The 421-nt window shown below is 46.3% G+C and carries 1 protein-coding gene; it reads left to right on the top strand.

Annotated features, from left to right (window positions below; all coding sequences use genetic code 11):
* Positions 1-421: copper resistance protein CopC (locus tag RVS70_RS22730; RefSeq protein WP_321135005.1), on the top strand; the 421-nt coding region annotated here is incomplete at both ends.

Here is a 421-nt window from a genome sequence, read left to right as displayed (position 1 = left end):
GGGGAAAACAGCGAATTAAAAACCGCGCCTGCACAGGTGGAGATTGAATTTAATGAACCTGTTGAAGAAGGGTTTCATTACATTAAAGTCTATAATTCAAACGGCGACCGTGTGGATATGGACAAGACGGAAATCAAAAAAGACAACAATCACATCATGACAGTGAAGCTAAAAAAGAATCTGCCTCATGATGTGTACAGAGCGGAATGGAATGCGGTATCCGCGGACGGGCATCCGGTTTCCGGCGTCATTCCGTTCAGTATCGGGAAAGCGGATGGCGGATTCAGCAGCCAAAAAGCATCCGTTTCAGCGCTGAATCCGGGAACAGCCGCAGATCGCGCGATTCTGTATACAGCCTTATCTCTGTTTATCGGAACGGTTTTCTTCCATCTTTTCTGGTATAAAGGGAAACCAGAAAAGC

Source organism: Virgibacillus sp. M23 (assembly GCF_034190895.1).
Lineage (GTDB): Bacteria > Bacillota > Bacilli > Bacillales > Amphibacillaceae > Virgibacillus > Virgibacillus salarius.
Note: the sequence above shows the minus strand (reverse complement) of the source record. Positions and strands in the feature narration are given on the sequence as shown.